This window comes from Pseudomonas gingeri (genome assembly GCF_013385425.1).
GTDB classification, from domain to species: domain Bacteria; phylum Pseudomonadota; class Gammaproteobacteria; order Pseudomonadales; family Pseudomonadaceae; genus Aquipseudomonas; species Aquipseudomonas gingeri_D.
Map to the genome: position 1 here is coordinate 134,837 of NZ_JACAQA010000032.1, position 20,934 is coordinate 155,770.

General features: G+C 58.8%; 21 protein-coding genes. 19 read left to right on the forward strand and 2 right to left on the reverse strand.

Translation table 11 applies throughout. The features are described from left to right. Positions 1-23: 23 nt before the first annotated feature. Together dnaN and dnaA are read right to left on the reverse strand one after the other, a co-directional pair. The gene (gene dnaN, locus HX830_RS28325; RefSeq protein ID WP_177103994.1) at positions 24-1,127 is read right to left on the reverse strand and encodes a DNA polymerase III subunit beta; all 1,104 of its coding nucleotides are present in this window, start codon (positions 1,125-1,127) and stop codon (positions 24-26) included. Between the two features lie 38 nt (positions 1,128-1,165). Continuing rightward, positions 1,166-2,686: a chromosomal replication initiator protein DnaA gene (gene dnaA / locus HX830_RS28330; protein ID WP_103497169.1), complete on the reverse strand. Its 1,521-nt coding sequence runs from the start codon at positions 2,684-2,686 to the stop codon at positions 1,166-1,168. 566 nt (positions 2,687-3,252) lie between these two features. Between dnaA and rpmH the strand changes: the two genes are divergently transcribed. The 19 genes from rpmH (at position 3,253) to glmU (ending at position 20,836) form a co-directional block, all read left to right on the forward strand. After that, entirely contained in the window at positions 3,253-3,387 is a 135-nt protein-coding gene (gene rpmH, locus HX830_RS28335) for a 50S ribosomal protein L34 (protein WP_003213577.1), read from the forward strand. A 13-nt stretch (positions 3,388-3,400) separates the two neighbouring features. Beyond that, entirely contained in the window at positions 3,401-3,808 is a 408-nt protein-coding gene (gene rnpA, locus HX830_RS28340; protein WP_177104019.1) for a ribonuclease P protein component, read from the forward strand. Next, a complete protein-coding gene (gene yidD / locus HX830_RS28345; protein WP_100939920.1) occupies positions 3,801-4,046 on the forward strand; it encodes a membrane protein insertion efficiency factor YidD in 246 nt (81 codons plus the stop codon). Before rnpA ends, yidD begins: the two co-directional genes overlap by 8 nt. Before the next feature lie 2 nt (positions 4,047-4,048). Beyond that, entirely contained in the window at positions 4,049-5,731 is a 1,683-nt protein-coding gene (gene yidC / locus HX830_RS28350; RefSeq protein ID WP_177103996.1) for a membrane protein insertase YidC, read from the forward strand. Positions 5,732-5,813: 82 nt separating this feature from the next. Next, on the forward strand, positions 5,814-7,184 hold the full coding sequence (mnmE, locus tag HX830_RS28355) for a tRNA uridine-5-carboxymethylaminomethyl(34) synthesis GTPase MnmE (protein WP_177103998.1): 1,371 nt from the start codon (positions 5,814-5,816) through the stop codon (positions 7,182-7,184). 668 nt (positions 7,185-7,852) lie between these two features. After that, positions 7,853-9,745 carry a tRNA uridine-5-carboxymethylaminomethyl(34) synthesis enzyme MnmG gene (gene mnmG / locus HX830_RS28360; RefSeq protein WP_100939917.1) on the forward strand — a complete coding sequence of 631 codons (1,893 nt, stop codon included), beginning with the start codon at positions 7,853-7,855 and terminating at the stop codon, positions 9,743-9,745. Further along, complete coding sequence (gene rsmG, locus HX830_RS28365; protein WP_103497165.1) at positions 9,742-10,386, forward strand: 16S rRNA (guanine(527)-N(7))-methyltransferase RsmG; 645 nt, start codon at positions 9,742-9,744, stop codon at positions 10,384-10,386. Before mnmG ends, rsmG begins: the two co-directional genes overlap by 4 nt. 18 nt (positions 10,387-10,404) lie before the next feature. Continuing rightward, a complete protein-coding gene (locus HX830_RS28370; protein ID WP_103497164.1) occupies positions 10,405-11,199 on the forward strand; it encodes a ParA family protein in 795 nt (264 codons plus the stop codon). A 9-nt stretch (positions 11,200-11,208) separates the two neighbouring features. Continuing rightward, entirely contained in the window at positions 11,209-12,081 is an 873-nt protein-coding gene (locus HX830_RS28375) for a ParB/RepB/Spo0J family partition protein (RefSeq protein ID WP_103497163.1), read from the forward strand. Between the two features lie 157 nt (positions 12,082-12,238). Continuing rightward, positions 12,239-12,646, forward strand: coding sequence for a F0F1 ATP synthase subunit I (locus HX830_RS28380; protein ID WP_103497162.1), 408 nt, complete (start codon positions 12,239-12,241; stop codon positions 12,644-12,646). Between the two features lie 16 nt (positions 12,647-12,662). Then, positions 12,663-13,535, forward strand: a complete 873-nt coding sequence (atpB, locus tag HX830_RS28385; protein ID WP_103497161.1) for a F0F1 ATP synthase subunit A — start codon at positions 12,663-12,665, stop codon at positions 13,533-13,535. A gap of 133 nt (positions 13,536-13,668) precedes the next feature. After that, positions 13,669-13,926 (forward strand): F0F1 ATP synthase subunit C, encoded by a 258-nt coding sequence (gene atpE / locus HX830_RS28390; protein WP_019694395.1) that lies wholly within the window; start codon positions 13,669-13,671, stop codon positions 13,924-13,926. A gap of 58 nt (positions 13,927-13,984) precedes the next feature. Continuing rightward, entirely contained in the window at positions 13,985-14,455 is a 471-nt protein-coding gene (locus tag HX830_RS28395; RefSeq protein WP_040071853.1) for a F0F1 ATP synthase subunit B, read from the forward strand. A gap of 12 nt (positions 14,456-14,467) precedes the next feature. Next, positions 14,468-15,004, forward strand: coding sequence for a F0F1 ATP synthase subunit delta (locus tag HX830_RS28400; protein WP_100939910.1), 537 nt, complete (start codon positions 14,468-14,470; stop codon positions 15,002-15,004). 21 nt (positions 15,005-15,025) lie between these two features. Continuing rightward, on the forward strand, positions 15,026-16,570 hold the full coding sequence (gene atpA / locus HX830_RS28405) for a F0F1 ATP synthase subunit alpha (protein WP_100939909.1): 1,545 nt from the start codon (positions 15,026-15,028) through the stop codon (positions 16,568-16,570). 50 nt (positions 16,571-16,620) lie between these two features. Then, positions 16,621-17,481, forward strand: a complete 861-nt coding sequence (atpG, locus tag HX830_RS28410) for a F0F1 ATP synthase subunit gamma (protein WP_152736580.1) — start codon at positions 16,621-16,623, stop codon at positions 17,479-17,481. 27 nt (positions 17,482-17,508) lie between these two features. Beyond that, positions 17,509-18,885: a F0F1 ATP synthase subunit beta gene (gene atpD, locus HX830_RS28415; RefSeq protein ID WP_100939907.1), complete on the forward strand. Its 1,377-nt coding sequence runs from the start codon at positions 17,509-17,511 to the stop codon at positions 18,883-18,885. Positions 18,886-18,930: 45 nt separating this feature from the next. Then, a complete protein-coding gene (locus tag HX830_RS28420) occupies positions 18,931-19,356 on the forward strand; it encodes a F0F1 ATP synthase subunit epsilon (protein ID WP_040071848.1) in 426 nt (141 codons plus the stop codon). Between the two features lie 112 nt (positions 19,357-19,468). Continuing rightward, positions 19,469-20,836, forward strand: a complete 1,368-nt coding sequence (gene glmU, locus HX830_RS28425) for a bifunctional UDP-N-acetylglucosamine diphosphorylase/glucosamine-1-phosphate N-acetyltransferase GlmU (RefSeq protein ID WP_177104000.1) — start codon at positions 19,469-19,471, stop codon at positions 20,834-20,836. The last annotated feature ends 98 nt before the right edge of the window (positions 20,837-20,934 follow it).

Here is a 20,934-nt window from a genome sequence, read left to right on the forward strand (position 1 = left end):
GGACATGGGCAGGCGCGACACCGTTACAGGCGCATCGGCATGACGACGTAGGCGGAGTCGTCGTTGTCCGACTCCTGCACCAGCGCGCTGCTGTTGGAGTCGGACAGGATCAGACGCACCTGCTCGGTGGTCATCACGCCCAGCACGTCCAGCAGGTAGCTGACGTTGAAGCCGATCTCCAGCGAACCGCCGTTGTAGTCGACGCTGATTTCTTCTTCCGCTTCTTCCTGCTCAGGGTTGTTGGCCTGGATCTTCAACTGACCGCTGGCCAGTTGCAGACGGATACCACGGTACTTCTCGTTGGACAGAATCGCGGTACGGCTGAAGGCTTCACGCAGTGCCTGGCGATCGCCGAGGACCAGCTTGTCGCCGCCTTTTGGCAGAACACGCTCGTAGTCCGGGAACTTGCCGTCCACCAGTTTGGAGGTGAAGGTGAATTCGCCTGTGGTTGCACGGATGTGGTGCTGACCGAGAACGATGCTCACGTTGCCTTCCGGCTCGGTCAGCAGGCGGGCCAATTCGAGGATGCCTTTACGCGGCACGATCACCTGGTGGCGATCCGGCTGACCGATATCGGCCTGCATCGAGCACATGGCCAGACGGTGACCGTCGGTGGCCACGGCACGGATAATACCGGCCGATACTTCCAGCAGCATGCCGTTGAGGTAGTAACGCACGTCCTGTTGGGCCATGGCGAAGCTGGTGCGTTCGATCAAGCGACGCAGCTTGCTCTGGGCGAGCTGGCAAGTCAGCGAGCCCGGGCCTTCTTCCACTGTCGGGAAATCGTTCGCCGGCAGGGTGGACAGGGTGAAGCGGCTACGACCGGCTTTCACCACCAGCTTCTGCTCGTCGAGCTTGATATCGATCAGGGCGTCGTTGGGCAGGCTCTTGCAGATGTCCATCAGCTTGCGCGCCGGTACGGTGATTTCACCCGGTTCCGCTGGCTCTTCGAGTTGGACGCGACCGACCAGCTCGACTTCCAGGTCGGTACCGGTCAGCGACAGTTGCTGGCCTTCGACGACCAGCAACACATTGGAGAGCACCGGCAAGGTCTGGCGGCGCTCGACGACGCCTGCGACCAGTTGCAGGGGTTTCAACAGGGCTTCGCGTTGAATAGTGAAATGCATGGTCTAGTCCCTTGCCTTAATAAGCTGCGCTGGTGTCATCAAGTGGTCAGTGTTCGCAGCAGGTTCTTGTAGTCCTCGCGGATGTCCGCGTCGGATTCCTTAAGTTCGTTGATCTTGCGGCATGCATGCAAGACCGTAGTATGGTCGCGCCCGCCGAAGACATCACCAATTTCAGGCAAGCTGTGGTTGGTGAGTTCCTTGGACAAGGCCATGGCGACCTGGCGTGGACGTGCCACCGAGCGCGAACGGCGCTTGGACAGCAGGTCGGAAATCTTGATCTTGTAGTATTCGGCCACCGTGCGCTGAATGTTATCCACAGACACCAGCTTGTCTTGCAGCGCCAGCAGGTCTTTCAGCGATTCGCGGATCAGCTCGATGGTGATGTCGCGGCCCATGAAGTGCGAGTGAGCGATCACCCGCTTCAGCGCGCCTTCGAGTTCACGGACGTTGGAACGAATACGTTGGGCAATGAAGAACGCCGCGTCGTGGGGCAGGTCGACTTTCGCCTGGTCGGCCTTCTTCATCAGGATCGCGACCCGGGTCTCCAGCTCCGGCGGCTCGACCGCCACGGTCAGGCCCCAGCCGAAGCGCGACTTCAGGCGCTCTTCCAGGCCTTCGATCTCTTTCGGATAACGATCGCTGGTCAGGATCACCTGCTGACCGCCTTCAAGCAAGGCGTTGAAGGTGTGGAAAAACTCTTCCTGGGACCGTTCCTTGCGGGCGAAGAATTGAATGTCGTCGATCAGCAAGGCATCCACCGAACGGTAGAAGCGCTTGAACTCATTGATGGCGTTGAGCTGCAAAGCCTTGACCATGTCCGCGACGAAACGCTCCGAATGCAGGTAGACCACCTTGGCATTCGGGTTCTTCTTTAATAGGTGGTTACCCACGGCGTGCATCAAGTGGGTCTTACCCAGGCCGACGCCGCCATAAAGGAAGAGCGGGTTGTAGCCGTGCTTGGGGTTATCCGCCACCTGCCAGGCCGCGGCCCGGGCCAATTGGTTGGACTTACCCTCGACGAAGTTCTCAAAGGTAAAGGTGCGGTTCAGGTAGCTGGTGTGCTTGAGCGCGCCTTCTACCTGGACAGTACGCTGTTCGGCACGCACCGGGGCCTGTTGCGAACTGGCGCCGGCCATCGGATCGAAGCTGTCGCGGGACGGTTCCTGGCTGACCTCGACCGCGGTCTTCGGGGTCGGTGCCGGCTGCGCGGTCGGCGTGGCAGTCACCACAACGGGCGCCGGAGCACTGGCGGCCATGGCCTGGGAAGCCGCGGCGGCCAACGGGGCATTGGGCGCGGCACGCGGAGCGGAACTGCGCTTGCTGCCTATTAATAAGGAAAGCGCAGGCGCCAGGCCGTTGCCATGCTCGTTCAACAGTTCGAGCAAACGTCCCAGGTACTTTTCGTTGACCCAGTCGAGCACAAAACGGTTCGGTGCATAGACACGCAACTCGTCGCCTTCGGCTTCGACCTGTAGTGGACGGATCCAGGTGTTGAATTGCTGGGCAGGCAGCTCATCACGCAGAAGCTCCACGCACTGCTGCCAAAGTTCCACTGACACGGATATCCCCTAAGTTGAAAGCCGGTGAGGCAAAAACAAGCGGCCATTGTACCGGCAGGCCGAGCACTTATCCACATGTAGGTTGCAGGGACAACCTGAAGAATCAACCGCTTATCGGTGGACAAAGCGACCAATGGTATGTGCATAAGCTCTGTGGATAACCGCCCCTGAGGGCGTTGCACAAGTGGGGGCGAAAGTCTGTGGGTAACTGGCCTGTGGATAACATGGCATTCCACACACAGCTTATCCGACAGCGCGGCACAGGCGGAGCACCGCTTACCCACCCAGTTGTCATCCTCTGTACAGTAGGTGTTTCATGGCCTCAAGGTACTTATCCACAGGTAATGGCCTCCTAAGCTTCTATAAGCTTTACAGAAAAGCTTTAAATAATTCCCTTCTTTATTCTTATATCTAGGTCATGGTGGGTACCAGGCAGATCGGGCCGAATATCTATATGAAGTAAAAGCTGGTTGGAAATTGACCTGCGGGCTTGCTTTCTCTAGAATCCCCGGTCTCTTAAAACGGGGGCCATTCCGGCCCGTTGTGACGAACCAGGTAGCAACGCCATGAAACGTACTTTCCAACCCAGCACTATCAAACGCGCCCGCACCCACGGCTTCCGTGCTCGCATGGCCACCAAAAACGGTCGTGCCGTCCTGTCGCGTCGCCGCGCCAAAGGCCGTGCTCGTCTGGCAGTTTGATAATCCGGCGCGGGTGGTGAGTCAGGACTTCAGTCGGGAAAAGCGTCTGCTTACTCCTCGGCATTTCAAGGCAGTCTTTGACTCCCCCACCGGCAAGGTTCCGGGGAAAAATCTCCTGCTCCTTGCGCGCAACAACGATCTGGATCATCCCCGTCTGGGGCTGGTTATCGGTAAAAAGAGCGTCAAGCTCTCCGTTGAGCGCAATCGCCTGAAACGTCTGATGCGCGAGTCGTTCCGACTGCACCAGGATTCACTGGTCGGCTGGGACATCGTTATCGTCGCGCGCAAAGGTCTGGGCGATATCGAAAACCCTGAATTGATCCAGCATTTCGGCAAACTCTGGAAACGCTTGGCCCGTACGGCGCCAGCGGCACCTGTAGTCAAAACCGAAACTGTGGGGGTAGACAGCCCAGATGCGTAAACTGGCCCTCGTTCCGATCCAGTTTTATCGCTATGCCATCAGTCCCTTGATGGCCAATCACTGTCGTTTCTACCCCAGTTGTTCTTGCTACGCGTATGAAGCCATCGAAACTCATGGACTCCTGCGCGGTGGCTGGCTGACCGTTCGTCGCTTAGGTCGCTGTCATCCGTGGAATGCCGGTGGTTATGACCCGGTTCCACCAATCCCTACCTCCCGTTCTTCTTCGATGGCCGAGTAATCATGGATATCAAACGCACGATCCTGATCGTCGCCCTGGCAATCGTGACCTATGTCGGGGTCCTCAAATGGAACCAGGACTACGGTCAGGCTGCCCTGCCGACCCAGAATGTCGCTTCCAGCACCACCGTTCCCGGCTTGCCGGACTCGGTAGCTGGCAACAAAACAAGCGCCAGTGATGACATTCCACGTGCAGCCAATGACACCAGTGCACCTGTTGAAGCGCCGGTGGCTGCCAGCAACGACCTCATCCATATCAAAACGGATGTGCTCGACCTGGCTATCGATCCAAAAGGTGGGGATGTTGCCCAGCTGAAGCTGCCGCTTTATCCACGTCGTCAGGACCATCCGGAAATTCCTTTCCAGTTGTTCGACAACGGTGGCGAGCGTACCTACCTGGCCCAGAGCGGCCTGATTGGCGCCAACGGCCCGGATGCAAGTTCGGCCGGTCGCCCGCTGTACGCTTCGGCACAGAAAAGTTATCAACTGGCTGACGGTCAGGACCAACTGTCCGTCGACCTGAAATTCAGCGAGAACGGCGTCAATTACATCAAGCGTTTCACCCTGAAACGCGGCCTGTATGACGTAACCGTGTCTTATCTGATCGACAACGAAAGCGCCCAGCCCTGGTCGGGTGCGATGTTCGCCCAGCTGAAACGTGACAACAGCGTCGATCCATCCTCCAGCACTGCCACCGGTACCGCGACCTACCTGGGCGCCGCCCTGTGGACAAGTTCGGAGCCGTACAAAAAAGTGTCGATGAAAGATATCGACAAGGGCCAGCTGAAGGAAACCGTTCAAGGTGGCTGGGTTGCCTGGCTGCAACACTACTTCGTGACCGCCTGGATTCCGGCCAAGGGCGACAGCAATGTCGTGACCACGCGCAAGGATAGCCAAGGCAACTACATCATTGGCTACACCGGTCCTTCGCTGACCCTGGCCCCAGGCCAGAAAACCGAGACCAGCGCCATTCTGTACGCCGGCCCGAAAAGCCAAGCCGTGCTGAAACAGTTGTCCCCAGGCCTGGAATTGACGGTCGACTACGGCATCCTGTGGTTTATCGCCCAACCGATCTTCTGGTTGCTGCAACATATCCACAGCCTGCTGGGTAACTGGGGCTTCTCGATCATTGTCCTGACCATGCTGATCAAGGGTCTGTTCTTCCCATTGTCGGCGGCCAGCTACAAATCGATGGCGCGCATGCGTGCCGTGGCGCCGAAACTGGCGGCACTGAAAGAGCAACATGGCGACGACCGGCAGAAAATGTCGCAAGCCATGATGGAGCTGTACAAGAAAGAGAAGATCAATCCACTGGGCGGCTGCTTGCCGATCCTGGTGCAGATGCCGGTTTTCCTTTCCCTGTACTGGGTGTTGCTGGAAAGCGTTGAAATGCGCCAGGCACCGTTCATCCTGTGGATTACCGACCTGTCGATCAAGGATCCGTTCTTCATCCTGCCGATCATCATGGGCGCAACCATGTTTATCCAGCAGCGTCTGAACCCGACTCCGCCGGATCCGATGCAGGCCAAGGTGATGAAGCTGATGCCGATCATCTTCACCTTCTTCTTCCTGTGGTTCCCTGCAGGTCTGGTGCTGTACTGGGTTGTGAACAACTGCCTGTCCATCACCCAACAGTGGTACATCACACGTAAGATCGAAGCGGCTACCAAGAAAGCCACTGCGTAACCTACTCTGTGGATAACCACTCAAAACGCCCCCTAGTGGGGCGTTTTGCTATCTGTCATTTCCTAGTGTCGAGACCTGCGTCATGAGCATTCCTCGGGAAACCATCGCTGCCGTTGCCACTGCCCAGGGCCGTGGCGGGGTCGGTATTGTCCGAATTTCCGGGCCTTTGGCGCACACCGCGGCACTGGCCATCGTCGGTCGCGAGTTGAAACCGCGCTACGCCCACTACGGTCCGTTCCTGGATGGCAGCGGTGATGTGCTCGATGAAGGCATCGCGCTGTATTTCCCGGGTCCGAACTCCTTTACCGGTGAAGATGTGCTCGAGCTGCAGGGCCACGGTGGTCCGGTGGTCCTGGATATGCTGCTGCAACGTTGCCTGCAGCTGGGCTGTCGGTTGGCCCGGCCAGGTGAATTCAGCGAGCGGGCCTTTCTCAATGACAAACTCGACCTGGCCCAGGCCGAGGCGATTGCCGATCTGATCGAGGCCAGTTCCGCACAGGCAGCCCGCAATGCCCTGCGTTCATTGCAAGGCGCCTTTTCCATGCGTGTGCATAACCTCACCGAGCAACTGATCGGCCTGCGGATCTATGTGGAAGCGGCCATCGACTTTCCCGAGGAAGAAATCGACTTCCTTGCCGACGGTCATGTGCTGGCCTTGCTCGATGCGGTGCGCAACGAGTTATCCACAGTGATGCGTGAAGCCGGGCAGGGTGCCTTGTTGCGCGACGGCATGACGGTGGTGATTGCCGGCCGGCCGAATGCCGGAAAATCCAGCCTGCTCAATGCCCTGGCCGGACGCGAGGCGGCGATCGTCACCGAGATTGCCGGCACCACCCGCGATGTTCTGCGTGAACATATCCACATCGACGGCATGCCCCTGCACGTGGTGGATACCGCCGGTTTACGGGATACCGACGACCAAGTGGAAAAAATTGGCGTGGAACGTGCGCTCAAGGCCATTGGCGAGGCCGATCGGGTGTTGCTGGTAGTAGATGCAACGGCGCCGGAGGCTGTGGATCCTTTTGCCTTGTGGCCGGAATTCCTCGAACAGCGGCCTGATCCGGCCAAGGTGACCTTGATCCGCAACAAGGCTGACCTGAGTGGCGAGGCCATGGCGATGGAAGTCAGCGAAGATGGCCATGTCACCATCAGCTTGAGCGCCAAGGTCGGTGGCGAGGGACTGGAGCTGTTGCGCGAGCACCTCAAGGCCTGCATGGGTTATGAACAGACCTCCGAAAGCAGCTTCAGCGCCCGTCGCCGCCATCTGGAAGCCCTACGGCATGCCAGTGCGGCCCTGGAGCACGGTCACGCACAGTTGACCTTGGCGGGTGCTGGCGAGCTGTTGGCCGAGGATCTGCGTCACGCTCAGCAGTTCCTCGGCGAGATTACTGGCGCATTCAGCTCGGATGACCTGTTGGGGCGGATCTTTTCCAGCTTCTGCATCGGTAAATAGTCTTACCTGCAGCAACCGTATCCCTTGTAGGAACAGGGCTTGCCCGCGAAAGCGTTCCTGAGATCGCTAAAAGCTTCGCTGGCAAGCCATGCTCCTACAGGTTTCGTTGTGTTCCCAAGATCGAATGCCGCTACGTCAGGTATTGCGGCGCCCTAAGATCGCTCTCGCTCCTACATTTCTTTGCCGGCCGGATGATTCCAGATCGTTCCGGCGGCTTTCGGCTGTCTGGGATTTACCCCATCAGACGTTTTTCTGTGGATTAAGCCCTGTGAATAACCCCGCCTCAGCTCGGTTGATAACAGGGCCTGAAAACTGAGGATGAACCCGTCTGTGGATAACCACCGGTTTAATCCACAGGCTCAGGCCGGTTATCCCAAACCCTCGTGACCACATGACCACAGACTTTTGAATCTCTGTACACATTGATAAATAAGGCCTGTAGCACCTTATCCACAGAAAGGGTGCCCACTAAGAATAAACATAAAAACAAAGATCTTATAAATTTCTTTCTTTTTAATTTCTATTATCCGCCAGTCATCCACAGCTGGTTAAATTTTGTGCAAAGGGTTCTTTAGGAGGGGGGAAGTCCCTATACTTGACGACCTGGCTCAAAAAAGTGGGCCGACCCTATTCCTAATTACCTACTTGAAGCAGGCACGAGGTGCGTGGTGGATTTCCCTTCCCGTTTTGAAGTGATCGTCATCGGCGGCGGTCATGCCGGTACCGAGGCAGCACTGGCGTCCGCACGCATGGGGGCAAAAACCCTGCTGCTGACGCATAACGTGGAAACCCTCGGTGCCATGAGCTGCAACCCCGCGATCGGCGGGATTGGCAAAAGCCATCTGGTCAAGGAAATCGATGCCCTCGGCGGCGCGATGGCCATCGCCACCGATAAGGGCGGTATCCAGTTCCGTGTCTTGAACAGCCGCAAAGGCCCAGCCGTGCGCGCTACCCGCGCCCAGGCCGACCGCGTTCTGTACAAAGCGGCTGTACGCGAGATCCTGGAGAACCAGCCGAACCTGTGGATATTTCAACAGGCCGCTGACGACCTGATCGTCGAGCAGGACCAGGTCCGTGGTGTCGTCACTCAGATGGGCCTGCGTTTCTTCGCCGAATCCGTGGTTTTGACCACCGGGACCTTCCTCGGCGGACTTATCCACATAGGCATGCAGAACTATTCCGGCGGCCGTGCCGGTGATCCACCGTCGATTGCCCTGGCCCAACGTCTGCGGGAACTGCCATTGCGTGTCGGCCGCCTGAAAACCGGTACGCCACCGCGCATTGACGGTCGTTCCGTGGATTTCTCGGTGATGTCCGAACAACCTGGGGATACACCGATCCCGGTGATGTCGTTCATGGGCTCGAAAGAGCAGCATCCACGGCAGGTCAGTTGCTGGATTACCCACACCAATGCCCGCACCCACGAAATCATTGCTGCGAACCTCGATCGTTCGCCGATGTATTCCGGGGTGATCGAAGGCATCGGTCCGCGTTATTGCCCGTCCATCGAAGACAAGATCCATCGCTTTGCCGACAAGGAAAGCCATCAGGTCTTTATCGAACCCGAAGGCCTGACCACCCATGAGCTGTACCCGAACGGGATATCCACATCCCTGCCGTTCGACGTGCAGTTGCAGATCGTCCAATCGATCCGCGGCATGGAAAACGCCCATATCGTGCGTCCCGGTTATGCCATCGAATACGACTACTTCGATCCCCGTGACCTGAAGTACAGCCTGGAAACCAAGGTGATCGGCGGTCTGTTCTTCGCCGGGCAGATCAACGGCACCACCGGTTACGAAGAAGCCGGCGCCCAAGGTTTGCTCGCCGGGGCCAACGCCGCATTGCGCGCCCAGGGCAAGGACAGCTGGTGTCCGCGTCGCGACGAGGCGTACATCGGTGTGCTGGTCGACGACCTGATTACCCTCGGTACCCAGGAACCGTATCGGATGTTCACTTCCCGCGCCGAATACCGTCTGATCCTGCGCGAAGACAACGCCGACCTGCGTCTGACCGAGAAAGGTCGCGAGCTGGGTCTGGTCGACGACGTGCGTTGGGCCGCTTTCTGCAAGAAACGCGAAAGCATCGAGCTGGAAGAACAGCGCCTGAAAAGCACCTGGGTCCGCCCGGGCACCGAGCAGGGCGATGCCATTGCCGAAAAGTTCGGCACGCCGCTGACCCACGAATACAATTTGCTGAACCTGCTGAGCCGTCCGGAAATCGACTACGCTGGTCTGGTCGCCGTGACCGGGCAGGGCGCCGAGGATCCGCAAGTCGCCGAGCAGGTCGAGATCAAGACCAAATACGCCGGTTATATCGATCGCCAGCAGGACGAAATCGCTCGTCTGCGCGCCAGTGAAGACACCAAGCTGCCTGTGGATATCGAGTACACCGGTATTTCCGGGCTGTCCAAGGAGATCCAGAGCAAGCTCAGCGCAACCCGTCCGGAGACCCTGGGCCAGGCTTCGCGGATCCCCGGTGTGACGCCGGCGGCGATTTCCCTGTTGATGATTCACCTGAAAAAACGCGGCGCCGGCCGTCAGTTGGAGCAAAGCGCTTGAGTTCGTTGGTTACTTCGCAACACGCAGAAGAGTTATCCACAGGTGCCCGCCAGCTCGGCATCGAGTTGAGTGAAACCCAGCACGCCTTGCTGCTGGGTTATCTGGCCCTGTTGATCAAATGGAACCAGGCCTACAACCTCACCGCCGTTCGCGATCCCGACGAAATGGTCTCGCGCCATCTGCTCGACAGCCTGAGCGTGATGTCCTTCGTCGAAAACGGCCGCTGGCTCGATGTCGGCAGTGGCGGCGGGATGCCGGGGATACCCCTGGCGATCCTGTTTCCCGATTCACAAGTGACCTGCCTGGACAGCAACGGCAAGAAAACCCGTTTCCTGACCCAGGTCAAACTCGAACTCAAACTGGATAACCTGCAAGTTATCCACAGCCGGGTCGAAGCCTTCCAGCCGCCGCAGCCGTTCAACGGGATCATTTCCCGGGCCTTCAGCAGCATGGAGAACTTCACCGGCTGGACTCGCCACCTCGGCGACGCTGATACACGCTGGCTGGCAATGAAGGGCGTCCATCCCGCCGATGAGCTGGTAGCATTGCCGGCAGACTTCCACCTCGATAGCGAACACGCCTTGGCCGTACCCGGTTGCCAAGGCCAACGCCATCTGCTGATACTGCGCCGCACGGCATGATTGGGAACACAAGCAAGAATGGCTAAGGTATTCGCGATAGCGAACCAGAAAGGTGGCGTGGGCAAGACCACCACCTGCATCAACCTCGCAGCATCCCTGGTCGCCACCAAGCGTCGGGTGCTGCTGATCGACCTCGATCCACAGGGCAACGCCACCATGGGTAGCGGTGTGGATAAGCACGGCCTGGAAAACTCCATCTACGATGTGCTGATTGGCGAATGCGACCTGGCCCAGGCCATGCACTTCTCCGAGCACGGCGGTTATCAACTGCTGCCGGCCAACCGCGACCTGACGGCGGCCGAAGTGGTGCTGCTGGAAATGCAGATGAAGGAAAGCCGTCTGCGCAACGCCCTGGCGCCGATTCGCGAGAATTACGACTTCATCCTCATCGACTGCCCGCCGTCGCTGTCGATGCTGACCCTCAATGCGCTGGTGGCCGCCGATGGGGTAATTATCCCCATGCAGTGCGAATACTTTGCCCTGGAAGGACTCAGCGACCTTGTGGATAACATCAAGCGCATCGCCGAGTTGCTCAATCCGGAGCTGAAAGTCGAAGGCTTGCTGCGGACCATGTACGACCCGCGTCTGAGTTTGATGAACGACGTTTCCGCACAGCTCAAGGAACATTTCGGTGATCAGCTGTACGACACCGTGATCCCGCGCAACATCCGTCTGGCCGAAGCTCCCAGCTACGGCATGCCAGCGCTGGCATACGACAAACAATCCCGTGGCGCCGTGGCCTACCTGGCCCTGGCGGGCGAGATGGTTCGTCGTCAACGCCGCCCTTCACGCACCGCAGCTCCGGCAACTTAAGGAATCCCCATGGCCGTCAAGAAACGAGGTCTCGGACGTGGACTGGATGCACTGCTGAGTGGTCCGACTGTCAGTTCGCTGGAAGAACAGGCCGTCCAGGCCGATCAACGGGAGTTGCAGCACCTGCCGCTGGACCTGATCCAGCGCGGCAAGTACCAGCCGCGCCGCGATATGGACCCCCAGGCACTGGAAGAACTGGCGCAGTCGATCAAGGCCCAGGGCGTGATGCAGCCGATCGTGGTACGCCCCGTCGGCGGCGGTCGCTTTGAAATCATTGCCGGCGAACGCCGCTGGCGCGCCAGCCAGCAGGCCGGGCAGGAAACCATTCCGGCCATGGTCCGCGATGTGCCGGACGAAACCGCCATCGCCATGGCGCTGATCGAGAACATCCAGCGCGAAGACCTCAACCCGATCGAGGAAGCCGTGGCCCTGCAGCGCTTGCAGCAGGAATTCCAGCTGACCCAGCAACAGGTTGCCGAAGCCGTGGGCAAGTCCCGCGTGACCGTGGCCAACTTGCTGCGCCTGATCGCGTTGCCGGAAGTGATCAAGACCATGTTGTCCCACGGCGACCTGGAAATGGGTCATGCCCGGGCCTTGCTCGGTTTGCCGGATGACCGGCAGGTCGAAGGGGCGCGACATGTTGTCGCACGGGGTCTCACGGTGCGCCAAACCGAGGCACTGGTTCGCCAGTGGCTGAGCGGCAAACAGGAGCCTGTCGAGCCCGCCAAGGTCGACCCGGACATCAGTCGCCTGGAACAGCGCCTGGCAGAGCGGCTGGGCTCTTCGGTGCAGATTCGCCACGGCCAGAAAGGAAAAGGCCAACTGGTGATTCGCTATAACTCCCTGGATGAACTACAAGGGGTACTCGCCCATATCCGCTAAATCTGCTGAAACATTTCCTCATGTAGCGAGCAGTCGGAAATCACTACCCGACAGTTGAATAGGGGCTGAACCGCCCCTATACTCTGCGCGCATTTTGTCGGCACAATTTATGCCAAGTTATTGATGGTTGGCAGCCGACCCTTGAGGAGCGTGAGTGATGGAAACCCGCAGGCCAAACAGGTTGCCGTTCCATCGCTTGGCGGTATTTCCGGTTTTGTTGGCCCAGTTTGTCGTTTTGCTGGTGGCCGCTGTGGCGCTTTGGCAATGGCGCGGTGTCGTTGCCGGATACTCAGGACTCTGCGGAGGCCTGATAGCCTTGCTCCCCAATGTGTATTTTGCTCACAGGGCCTTTCGGTTTTCCGGCGCCCGAGCAGCCCAGTCCATCGTCCGGTCTTTTTATGCCGGCGAGGCGGGTAAATTGATTTTGACGGCAGTGCTGTTTGCACTGACGTTCGCAGGTGTGAAGCCATTGGCGCCGATAGCAGTCTTCGGTGTCTTCGTGCTGACCCAGTCGGTCAGCTGGTTCGCACCCGTGCTAATGAAAACAAGACTTTCGAGACCTTAGGGCGTTTGAGGCAACCATGTCAGCAGAAACAACCGCTTCGGGCTATATCCAGCACCACCTGCAGAACCTGACCTTCGGTCAGCTCCCTACTGGCGGCTGGGGCTTTGCCCATTCCGCAGCAGAGGCCAAGGCCATGGGCTTCTGGGCATTCCACCTGGATACTCTGGGCTGGTCTGTCGCACTGGGCCTGATCTTCATCCTTCTTTTCCGCATGGCGGCGAAGAAAGCCACCTCCGGTCAACCCGGCGCCCTGCAGAACTTCGTCGAAGTCCTGGTCGAGTTCGTCGACGGCAGCGTGAAGGACAGCTTCCACGGCCGTAGCCCGGTGATTGCACCGCTGGCCCTGACCATCTTCGTCTGGGTGTTCCTGATGAACGCCGTCGACCTGATCCCGGTCGACTGGATTCCACACCTGGCGATGCTGATCACCGGTGACGAGCACATCCCGTTCCGCGCCGTGTCGACCACCGACCCGAACGCGACCCTGGGCATGGCCTTCTCGGTCTTCGCACTGATCATTTTCTACAGCATCAAGATCAAGGGCCTCGGCGGTTTCATCGGCGAACTGACCCTGCACCCGTTCGGCAGCAAGAACATCTTCGTTCAAGCCCTGCTGATCCCGGTGAACTTCCTGCTGGAATTCGTCACCCTGATCGCCAAGCCGATCTCCCTGGCCCTGCGACTGTTCGGCAACATGTATGCCGGCGAGCTGGTGTTCATCCTGATCGCCGTGATGTTCGGCAGCGGCCTGCTCTGGCTCAGCGGCCTGGGCGTGGTGCTGCAATGGGCGTGGGCGGTGTTCCACATCCTGATCATCACCCTGCAGGCGTTCATCTTCATGATGCTGACCATCGTCTACCTGTCGATGGCACACGAAGAAAACCATTAAGAGCTGTCTCGGCAGCTCTGATGTCCCTGGCGCTTCGGCGCGGGGTGGCCCCGCAAGGGGCCGCGAAACGATTTGTTTTACCGCTTTAAATTAAAAAAACCTAAACCATACGACGTAAAAGTCGGGAGGAAAGATGGAAACTGTAGTTGGTCTAACCGCTATCGCTGTTGCACTGTTGATCGGCCTGGGCGCACTGGGTACCGCAATTGGTTTCGGCCTGTTGGGCGGCAAGTTCCTGGAAGGCGCCGCGCGTCAGCCAGAAATGGTTCCAATGCTGCAAGTCAAAATGTTCATCGTCGCCGGCCTGCTCGACGCCGTGACCATGATCGGTGTCGGTATCGCTCTGTTCTTCACCTTCGCGAACCCCTTCGTCGGTCAACTCGCTCACTAATCACTCGGATTTTTCGAGTGTATTGGTGTGATGGACAACGAACGAGCGAGGTGTTGGCGTGAACATTAATGCGACCCTGATTGGCCAGTCCGTTGCGTTCCTCATTTTTGTACTGTTTTGCATGAAGTTCGTGTGGCCTCCGGTCATCGCGGCACTGCACGAACGTCAGAAGAAGATCGCGGACGGATTGGACGCTGCCAGCCGAGCAGCTCGCGACCTGGAGTTGGCCCAAGAGAAAGCGGGTCATCAACTGCGCGATGCTAAAGCTCAGGCAGCTGAAATCATTGAGCAAGCCAAGAAACGCGGTAACCAGATCGTCGACGAGGCCCGTGAACAGGCTCGTGTCGAAGCTGACCGTGTGAAGGCTCAGGCTCAGGCCGAGATCGAACAGGAACTCAACAGTGTCAAAGACGCGCTGCGCGCCCAATTGGGCAGCCTGGTGGTCGACGGTGCTGGGAAGATCCTGGGCAAGTCAATCGATCAAAACGCGCACGCAGAGCTGGTTAACAAACTGGCTACTGAAATCTAAGCGAGGGCGATCATGGCAGAACTGACCACGTTGGCCCGACCTTACGCTAAGGCGGCCTTCGAGCACGCTCAGGCCCACCAGCAACTGGCCAATTGGTCAGCCATGCTCGGCCTGGCAGCAGCGGTGTCGGAAGACGACACCATGCAGCGCGTGCTCAAGGCCCCGCGACTGACGAGCGCAGAAAAGGCCACCACGTTCATTGACGTGTGTGGCGACAAGTTCGATGTCAAGGCACAGAATTTCATCCATGTCGTTGCTGAAAACGACCGTCTCCTGCTGTTGCCGGAGATTGCCGCTCTGTTCGACCTGTACAAGGCCGAACAAGAGAAATCGGTAGACGTGGAAGTCACCAGTGCTTTTGCATTGAACCAAGAACAGCAAGACAAACTCGCCAAGGTTCTCAGTGCACGACTCAATCGGGAAGTGCGCCTGCAAGTTGCGGAGGACGCCGCCCTGATTGGTGGCGTCGTGATCCGCGCCGGCGACCTGGTTATCGATGGCTCGGTTCGCGGCAAACTCGCGAGCCTGGCCGAAGCATTGAAATCTTGAGTTTGAAGGGGCAGCAGAGCAATGCAGCAACTCAATCCTTCCGAAATAAGTGAAATTATCAAGGGCCGCATCGACAAGCTCGATGTGACCTCCCAAGCCCGTAACGAAGGCACTGTCGTCAGCGTGTCTGACGGTATCGTGCGGATTCACGGTCTGGCCGACGTCATGTACGGCGAGATGATCGAGTTTCCGGGCGGCGTCTACGGTATGGCCCTCAACCTCGAGCAAGACTCCGTAGGTGCCGTGGTACTGGGCGCTTACACCAGTCTGGCTGAAGGCATGAGCGCCAAGTGCACCGGCCGCATCCTCGAAGTTCCGGTCGGTAAGGAACTGCTGGGTCGCGTTGTCGACGCACTGGGTAACCCGGTTGATGGCAAAGGTCCGCTGAACAACACCGAGACCGACGCGGTCGAGAAAGTTGCTCCAGGCGTGATCTGGCGTAAGTCGGTAGACCAGCCTGTACAGACTGGCTACAAGGCTGTCGATGCCATGATCCCGGTCGGCCGTGGCCAGCGCGAGCTGATCATCGGTGACCGTCAGATCGGTAAAACCGCTCTGGCGATCGACGCGATCATCAACCAGAAAGACAGCGGCATTTTCTGCGTCTACGTGGCTATCGGTCAGAAACAATCGACCATCGCCAACGTGGTTCGCAAGCTGGAAGAAAACGGCGCCCTGGCCAACACGATCATCGTGGCGGCCAGTGCTTCGGAATCTCCTGCGCTGCAGTTCCTGGCACCGTACTCCGGTTGCACCATGGGCGAATACTTCCGCGACCGCGGTGAAGACGCGCTGATCGTTTATGACGATCTGTCCAAGCAAGCAGTGGCTTACCGCCAGATTTCCCTGCTGCTGCGCCGTCCACCAGGCCGTGAAGCCTACCCAGGCGACGTGTTCTATCTCCACTCCCGTCTGCTGGAGCGCGCATCCCGCGTTTCGGAAGAGTACGTCGAGAAGTTCACCAAGGGCGCAGTGACTGGCAAGACCGGTTCCCTGACCGCGCTGCCGATCATCGAAACCCAGGCTGGCGACGTTTCCGCGTTCGTTCCGACCAACGTGATTTCCATCACCGACGGTCAGATCTTCCTGGAATCGGCCATGTTCAACTCCGGGATCCGTCCTGCTGTGAACGCCGGTGTTTCGGTATCCCGCGTAGGTGGTGCCGCTCAGACCAAGATCATCAAGAAGCTGTCCGGTGGTATCCGTACCGCTCTGGCTCAGTATCGTGAACTGGCGGCATTCGCCCAGTTCGCTTCTGACCTGGACGAAGCGACCCGCAAGCAACTTGAACACGGTCAGCGCGTTACCGAGCTGATGAAGCAGAAGCAATACGCGCCAATGTCGATTGCCGACATGTCGCTGTCGCTGTATGCCGCTGAGCGTGGGTTCCTGACTGACGTCGAAATCGCCAAGGTCGGTAGCTTCGAACAAGCGCTGATTGCTTACTTCAACCGCGATCATGCCGACTTGTTGGCCAAGATCAACGTGAAGGGTGACTTCAATGACGAGATCGACGCTGGCCTGAAGGCTGGTATCGAGAAGTTCAAGGCCACCCAAACCTGGTAAGCCGCAGCGGGAGCCGCAAGGCTCCCGCTTGCTAACCTGATAGGTGTTACATGGCAGGCGCAAAAGAGATTCGCAGTAAGATTGCGAGCATCAAAAGCACGCAAAAGATTACCAGCGCCATGGAAAAAGTGGCGGTCAGCAAAATGCGCAAGGCACAAATGCGCATGGCTGCTAGCCGTCCTTATGCGGAGCGTATCCGCCAGGTAATTGGGCATCTGGCCAACGCCAACCCGGAATACCGCCACCCGTTCATGGTCGACCGCGCCGTCAAGCGCGTCGGCTATGTCGTGGTGAGCAGTGACCGTGGTCTGTGCGGCGGCTTGAACACCAACCTGTTCAAGGCCCTGGTCAAGGACATGGCGGTAAACCGCGAAAACGGCGTCGAGATTGATCTGTGTGTGGTCGGTAGCAAGGGTGCGGCATTCTTCCGCAACTTCGGCGGTAACGTCGTCGCCGCTATCAGCCACCTGGGTGAAGAGCCGTCGATCAACGATCTGATCGGCAGCGTCAAGGTGATGCTGGATGCCTACCTGGACGGCCGTATTGATCGCCTGTCCGTGGTGTCCAACAAGTTCATCAACACCATGACCCAGCAGCCTACAGTGGAGCAGTTGATTCCTCTGGTGGCGACCCCGGATCAAGAACTCAAGCACCACTGGGACTATCTCTACGAACCGGACGCCAAAGAGCTGCTTGACGGCCTGATGGTGCGTTACGTGGAGTCGCAGGTCTACCAGGCGGTGGTCGAGAACAACGCGGCTGAACAAGCGGCGCGGATGATCGCGATGAAGAACGCTACCGACAACGCCGGTGATTTGATCAGCGATTTGCAGCTGATCTACAACAAGGCGCGTCAGGCTGCGATCACCCAAGAGATCTCGGAAATCGTCGGCGGCGCTGCCGCGGTTTAACGGTTCAAATATTCAGAGGATCCAGCTATGAGTAGCGGACGTATCGTTCAAATCATCGGCGCCGTTATCGACGTGGAATTTCCACGCGACAGCGTACCGAGCATCTACAACGCGCTGAAAGTACAAGGCGCGGAAACCACCCTGGAAGTTCAGCAGCAGCTGGGCGACGGCGTGGTGCGTACCATTGCGATGGGTTCCACCGAAGGCTTGAAGCGCGGTCTGGACGTTGTCGACTCTGGCGCTGCCATCTCCGTACCGGTCGGTAAAGCGACCCTGGGCCGGATCATGGACGTCCTCGGCAACCCGATCGACGAAGCTGGCCCGATCGACACCGAAGAGCGCTGGGGCATTCACCGTCCTGCGCCATCCTTCGCGGAACAAGCGGGCGGCAACGACCTGCTGGAAACCGGCATCAAGGTTATCGACCTGGTTTGCCCGTTCGCCAAGGGCGGTAAAGTCGGTCTGTTCGGTGGTGCCGGTGTCGGCAAGACCGTAAACATGATGGAACTGATCCGTAACATCGCCATCGAGCACAGCGGTTATTCCGTGTTCGCCGGTGTGGGTGAGCGTACCCGTGAGGGTAACGACTTCTACCACGAGATGAAGGACTCCAACGTTCTGGACAAAGTGGCACTGGTTTACGGTCAGATGAACGAGCCGCCGGGCAACCGTCTGCGCGTCGCCCTGACCGGCCTGACCATGGCCGAGAAGTTCCGTGACGAAGGTAACGACGTTCTGCTGTTCGTCGACAACATTTACCGTTACACCCTGGCCGGTACCGAAGTATCCGCACTGCTGGGCCGTATGCCTTCGGCAGTAGGTTACCAGCCGACCCTGGCTGAAGAGATGGGCGTGCTGCAAGAGCGCATCACTTCGACCAAGAACGGTTCGATTACCTCGATCCAGGCCGTCTACGTTCCCGCGGATGACTTGACCGACCCGTCGCCGGCGACCACCTTCGCCCACTTGGACGCCACCGTCGTACTGTCCCGTGACATCGCCTCCCTGGGTATCTACCCAGCGGTCGATCCTCTGGACTCGACTTCGCGCCAGCTGGACCCGAACGTGATCGGCAACGAGCACTACGAAACCGCTCGCGGCGTTCAGTACGTGCTGCAGCGTTACAAAGAGCTGAAAGACATCATCGCGATCCTGGGTATGGACGAACTGTCGGAGACCGACAAGCAGTTGGTATCCCGCGCTCGTAAGATCCAGCGCTTCCTGTCGCAGCCGTTCTTCGTGGCTGAAGTCTTCACCGGTGCCTCGGGTAAATACGTTTCCCTGAAAGACACCATTGCTGGCTTCAAAGGCATCCTCAACGGTGACTACGACCACCTGCCAGAACAAGCGTTCTACATGGTTGGCGGCATCGAAGAAGCGATCGAGAAAGCCAAGAAACTGTAATCCCGGCGCCCGGCAACGGGCGCTAATTTAGGTTGAGGCAATCAGATGGCTATGACAGTCCATTGCGATATCGTCAGTGCGGAAGGGGAGATCTTCTCCGGCCTGGTCGAGATGGTGATTGCGCACGGTGCACTGGGTGATCTTGGTATCGCCTTGGGTCACGCGCCGCTGATCACTAATCTGAAACCGGGTCCGATCCGCCTGATCAAGCAAGGCGGGGAAGCCGAGGTGTTCTACATCTCCGGTGGTTTCCTCGAGGTTCAGCCGAACATGGTCAAGGTGCTTGCCGATACCGTGCAACGCGCTGCCGACCTGGATGAAGCCTCCGCTCAGGAAGCCGTCAAGGCTGCCGAGAAGGCCCTGCATGAACGTGGCGCGGAGTTCGATTACGGTTCCGCCGCCGCACGTCTGGCCGAGGCGTCAGCTCAGCTGCGCACCGTCCAGCAGATCCGCAAGAAGTTCGGCGGTTAAGCCAGGGCTTGTTGTGTGATTGATTAAAAAGGGTAGCCTCGGCTACCCTTTTTTCTTTTCCGCGTTTATCACGTGGTCACAGTCGCTGACCACCCAGGATTGGTAGCCAGTCATGTCTCTCGAAATCGTTATCCTTGCCGCGGGTCAGGGCACCCGTATGCGCTCTTCGCTGCCTAAAGTGCTGCACCCGGTCGCGGGCAATTCGATGTTGGGACATGTTATCCACAGCGCCCGACAACTTGATCCACAGCGTATCCATGTGGTGATCGGCCATGGTGCCGACCTGGTGCGCGAGCGCCTGGCCGCCGATGACCTGAATTTTGTCCTCCAGGACCAGCAGCTCGGCACCGGCCATGCCGTGGCCCAGGCGGTGCCGTTTATCAGCGCCGACACTGTGCTGATCCTCTACGGCGACGTGCCCTTGATCGAAGTCGAGACCTTGCGCCGTCTGCTGGAACAGGCCGGTCCCGAGCAGCTTGGGCTGTTGACGGTCGAGCTGGACAACCCGACCGGTTATGGCCGGATCGTGCGCGATGCCGCCGGCAAGGTCGCCGCCATCGTCGAGCAGAAGGACGCCAGCGCGGCGGAACTGGCCATCACCGAGGGCAACACCGGGATTCTCGCGGTGCCGGCCAAGCGCCTGGGTGAGTGGATGAGCCGCCTGTCGAACAACAATGCCCAGGGCGAGTACTACCTGACCGACGTGATTGCCATGGCGGTGGGTGATGGCCTGGCAGTCGCCACCGAGCAACCCCAGGATGCGATGGAAGTGCAGGGCGCCAACGACCGCCAGCAGTTGGCCGAGTTGGAACGTAACTACCAGCTGCGCGCGGGTCGGCGGCTGATGGCCCAGGGCGTGACCCTGCGCGATCCGGCGCGCTTCGATGTGCGCGGCGAGGTGACGGTCGGGCGTGATGTGCTGATCGATATCAACGTGATTCTCGAAGGGCGGGTGGTGATCGAGGACGACGTGGTTATCGGCCCGAACTGTGTGATCAGGAACAGCACCCTGCGCAAGGGCGTGACCATCAAGGCCAACAGCCATATCGACGGTGCGATCATGGGCGAGGGCAGCGATGCCGGTCCGTTCGCGCGCCTGCGTCCGGGGAGCGTGCTCGACGCCCGGGCCCATGTGGGTAACTTTGTCGAACTGAAGAATGCGCACCTGGGTGAAGACGCCAAGTGCGGGCATCTGACCTACCTCGGCGATGCCAAAGTCGGTGCGCGGACCAATATCGGCGCCGGCACCATCACCTGCAACTATGACGGGGTGAACAAGCACAAGACGGTATTGGGCGAGGACGTCTTCATCGGTTCCAACAACTCGTTGGTGGCGCCTGTGGATATCTCTTCCGGCGCGAGCACGGCGGCGGGGTCGACCATCAACCAGAATGTCGGTGAAGGGCAGTTGGGCGTGGCCCGTGCCCGCCAGCGCAATATCGATGGCTGGAAGCGTCCGGTGAAGATCAACAAGCCCTGAGTTATCCACAGCGGCGGCGCAGGTTGATTTACCCACAGGCAATGATCATTTCACTTGACTAAGTTTCGATTCGAAGGTCTTATTGCCCATATTATCTT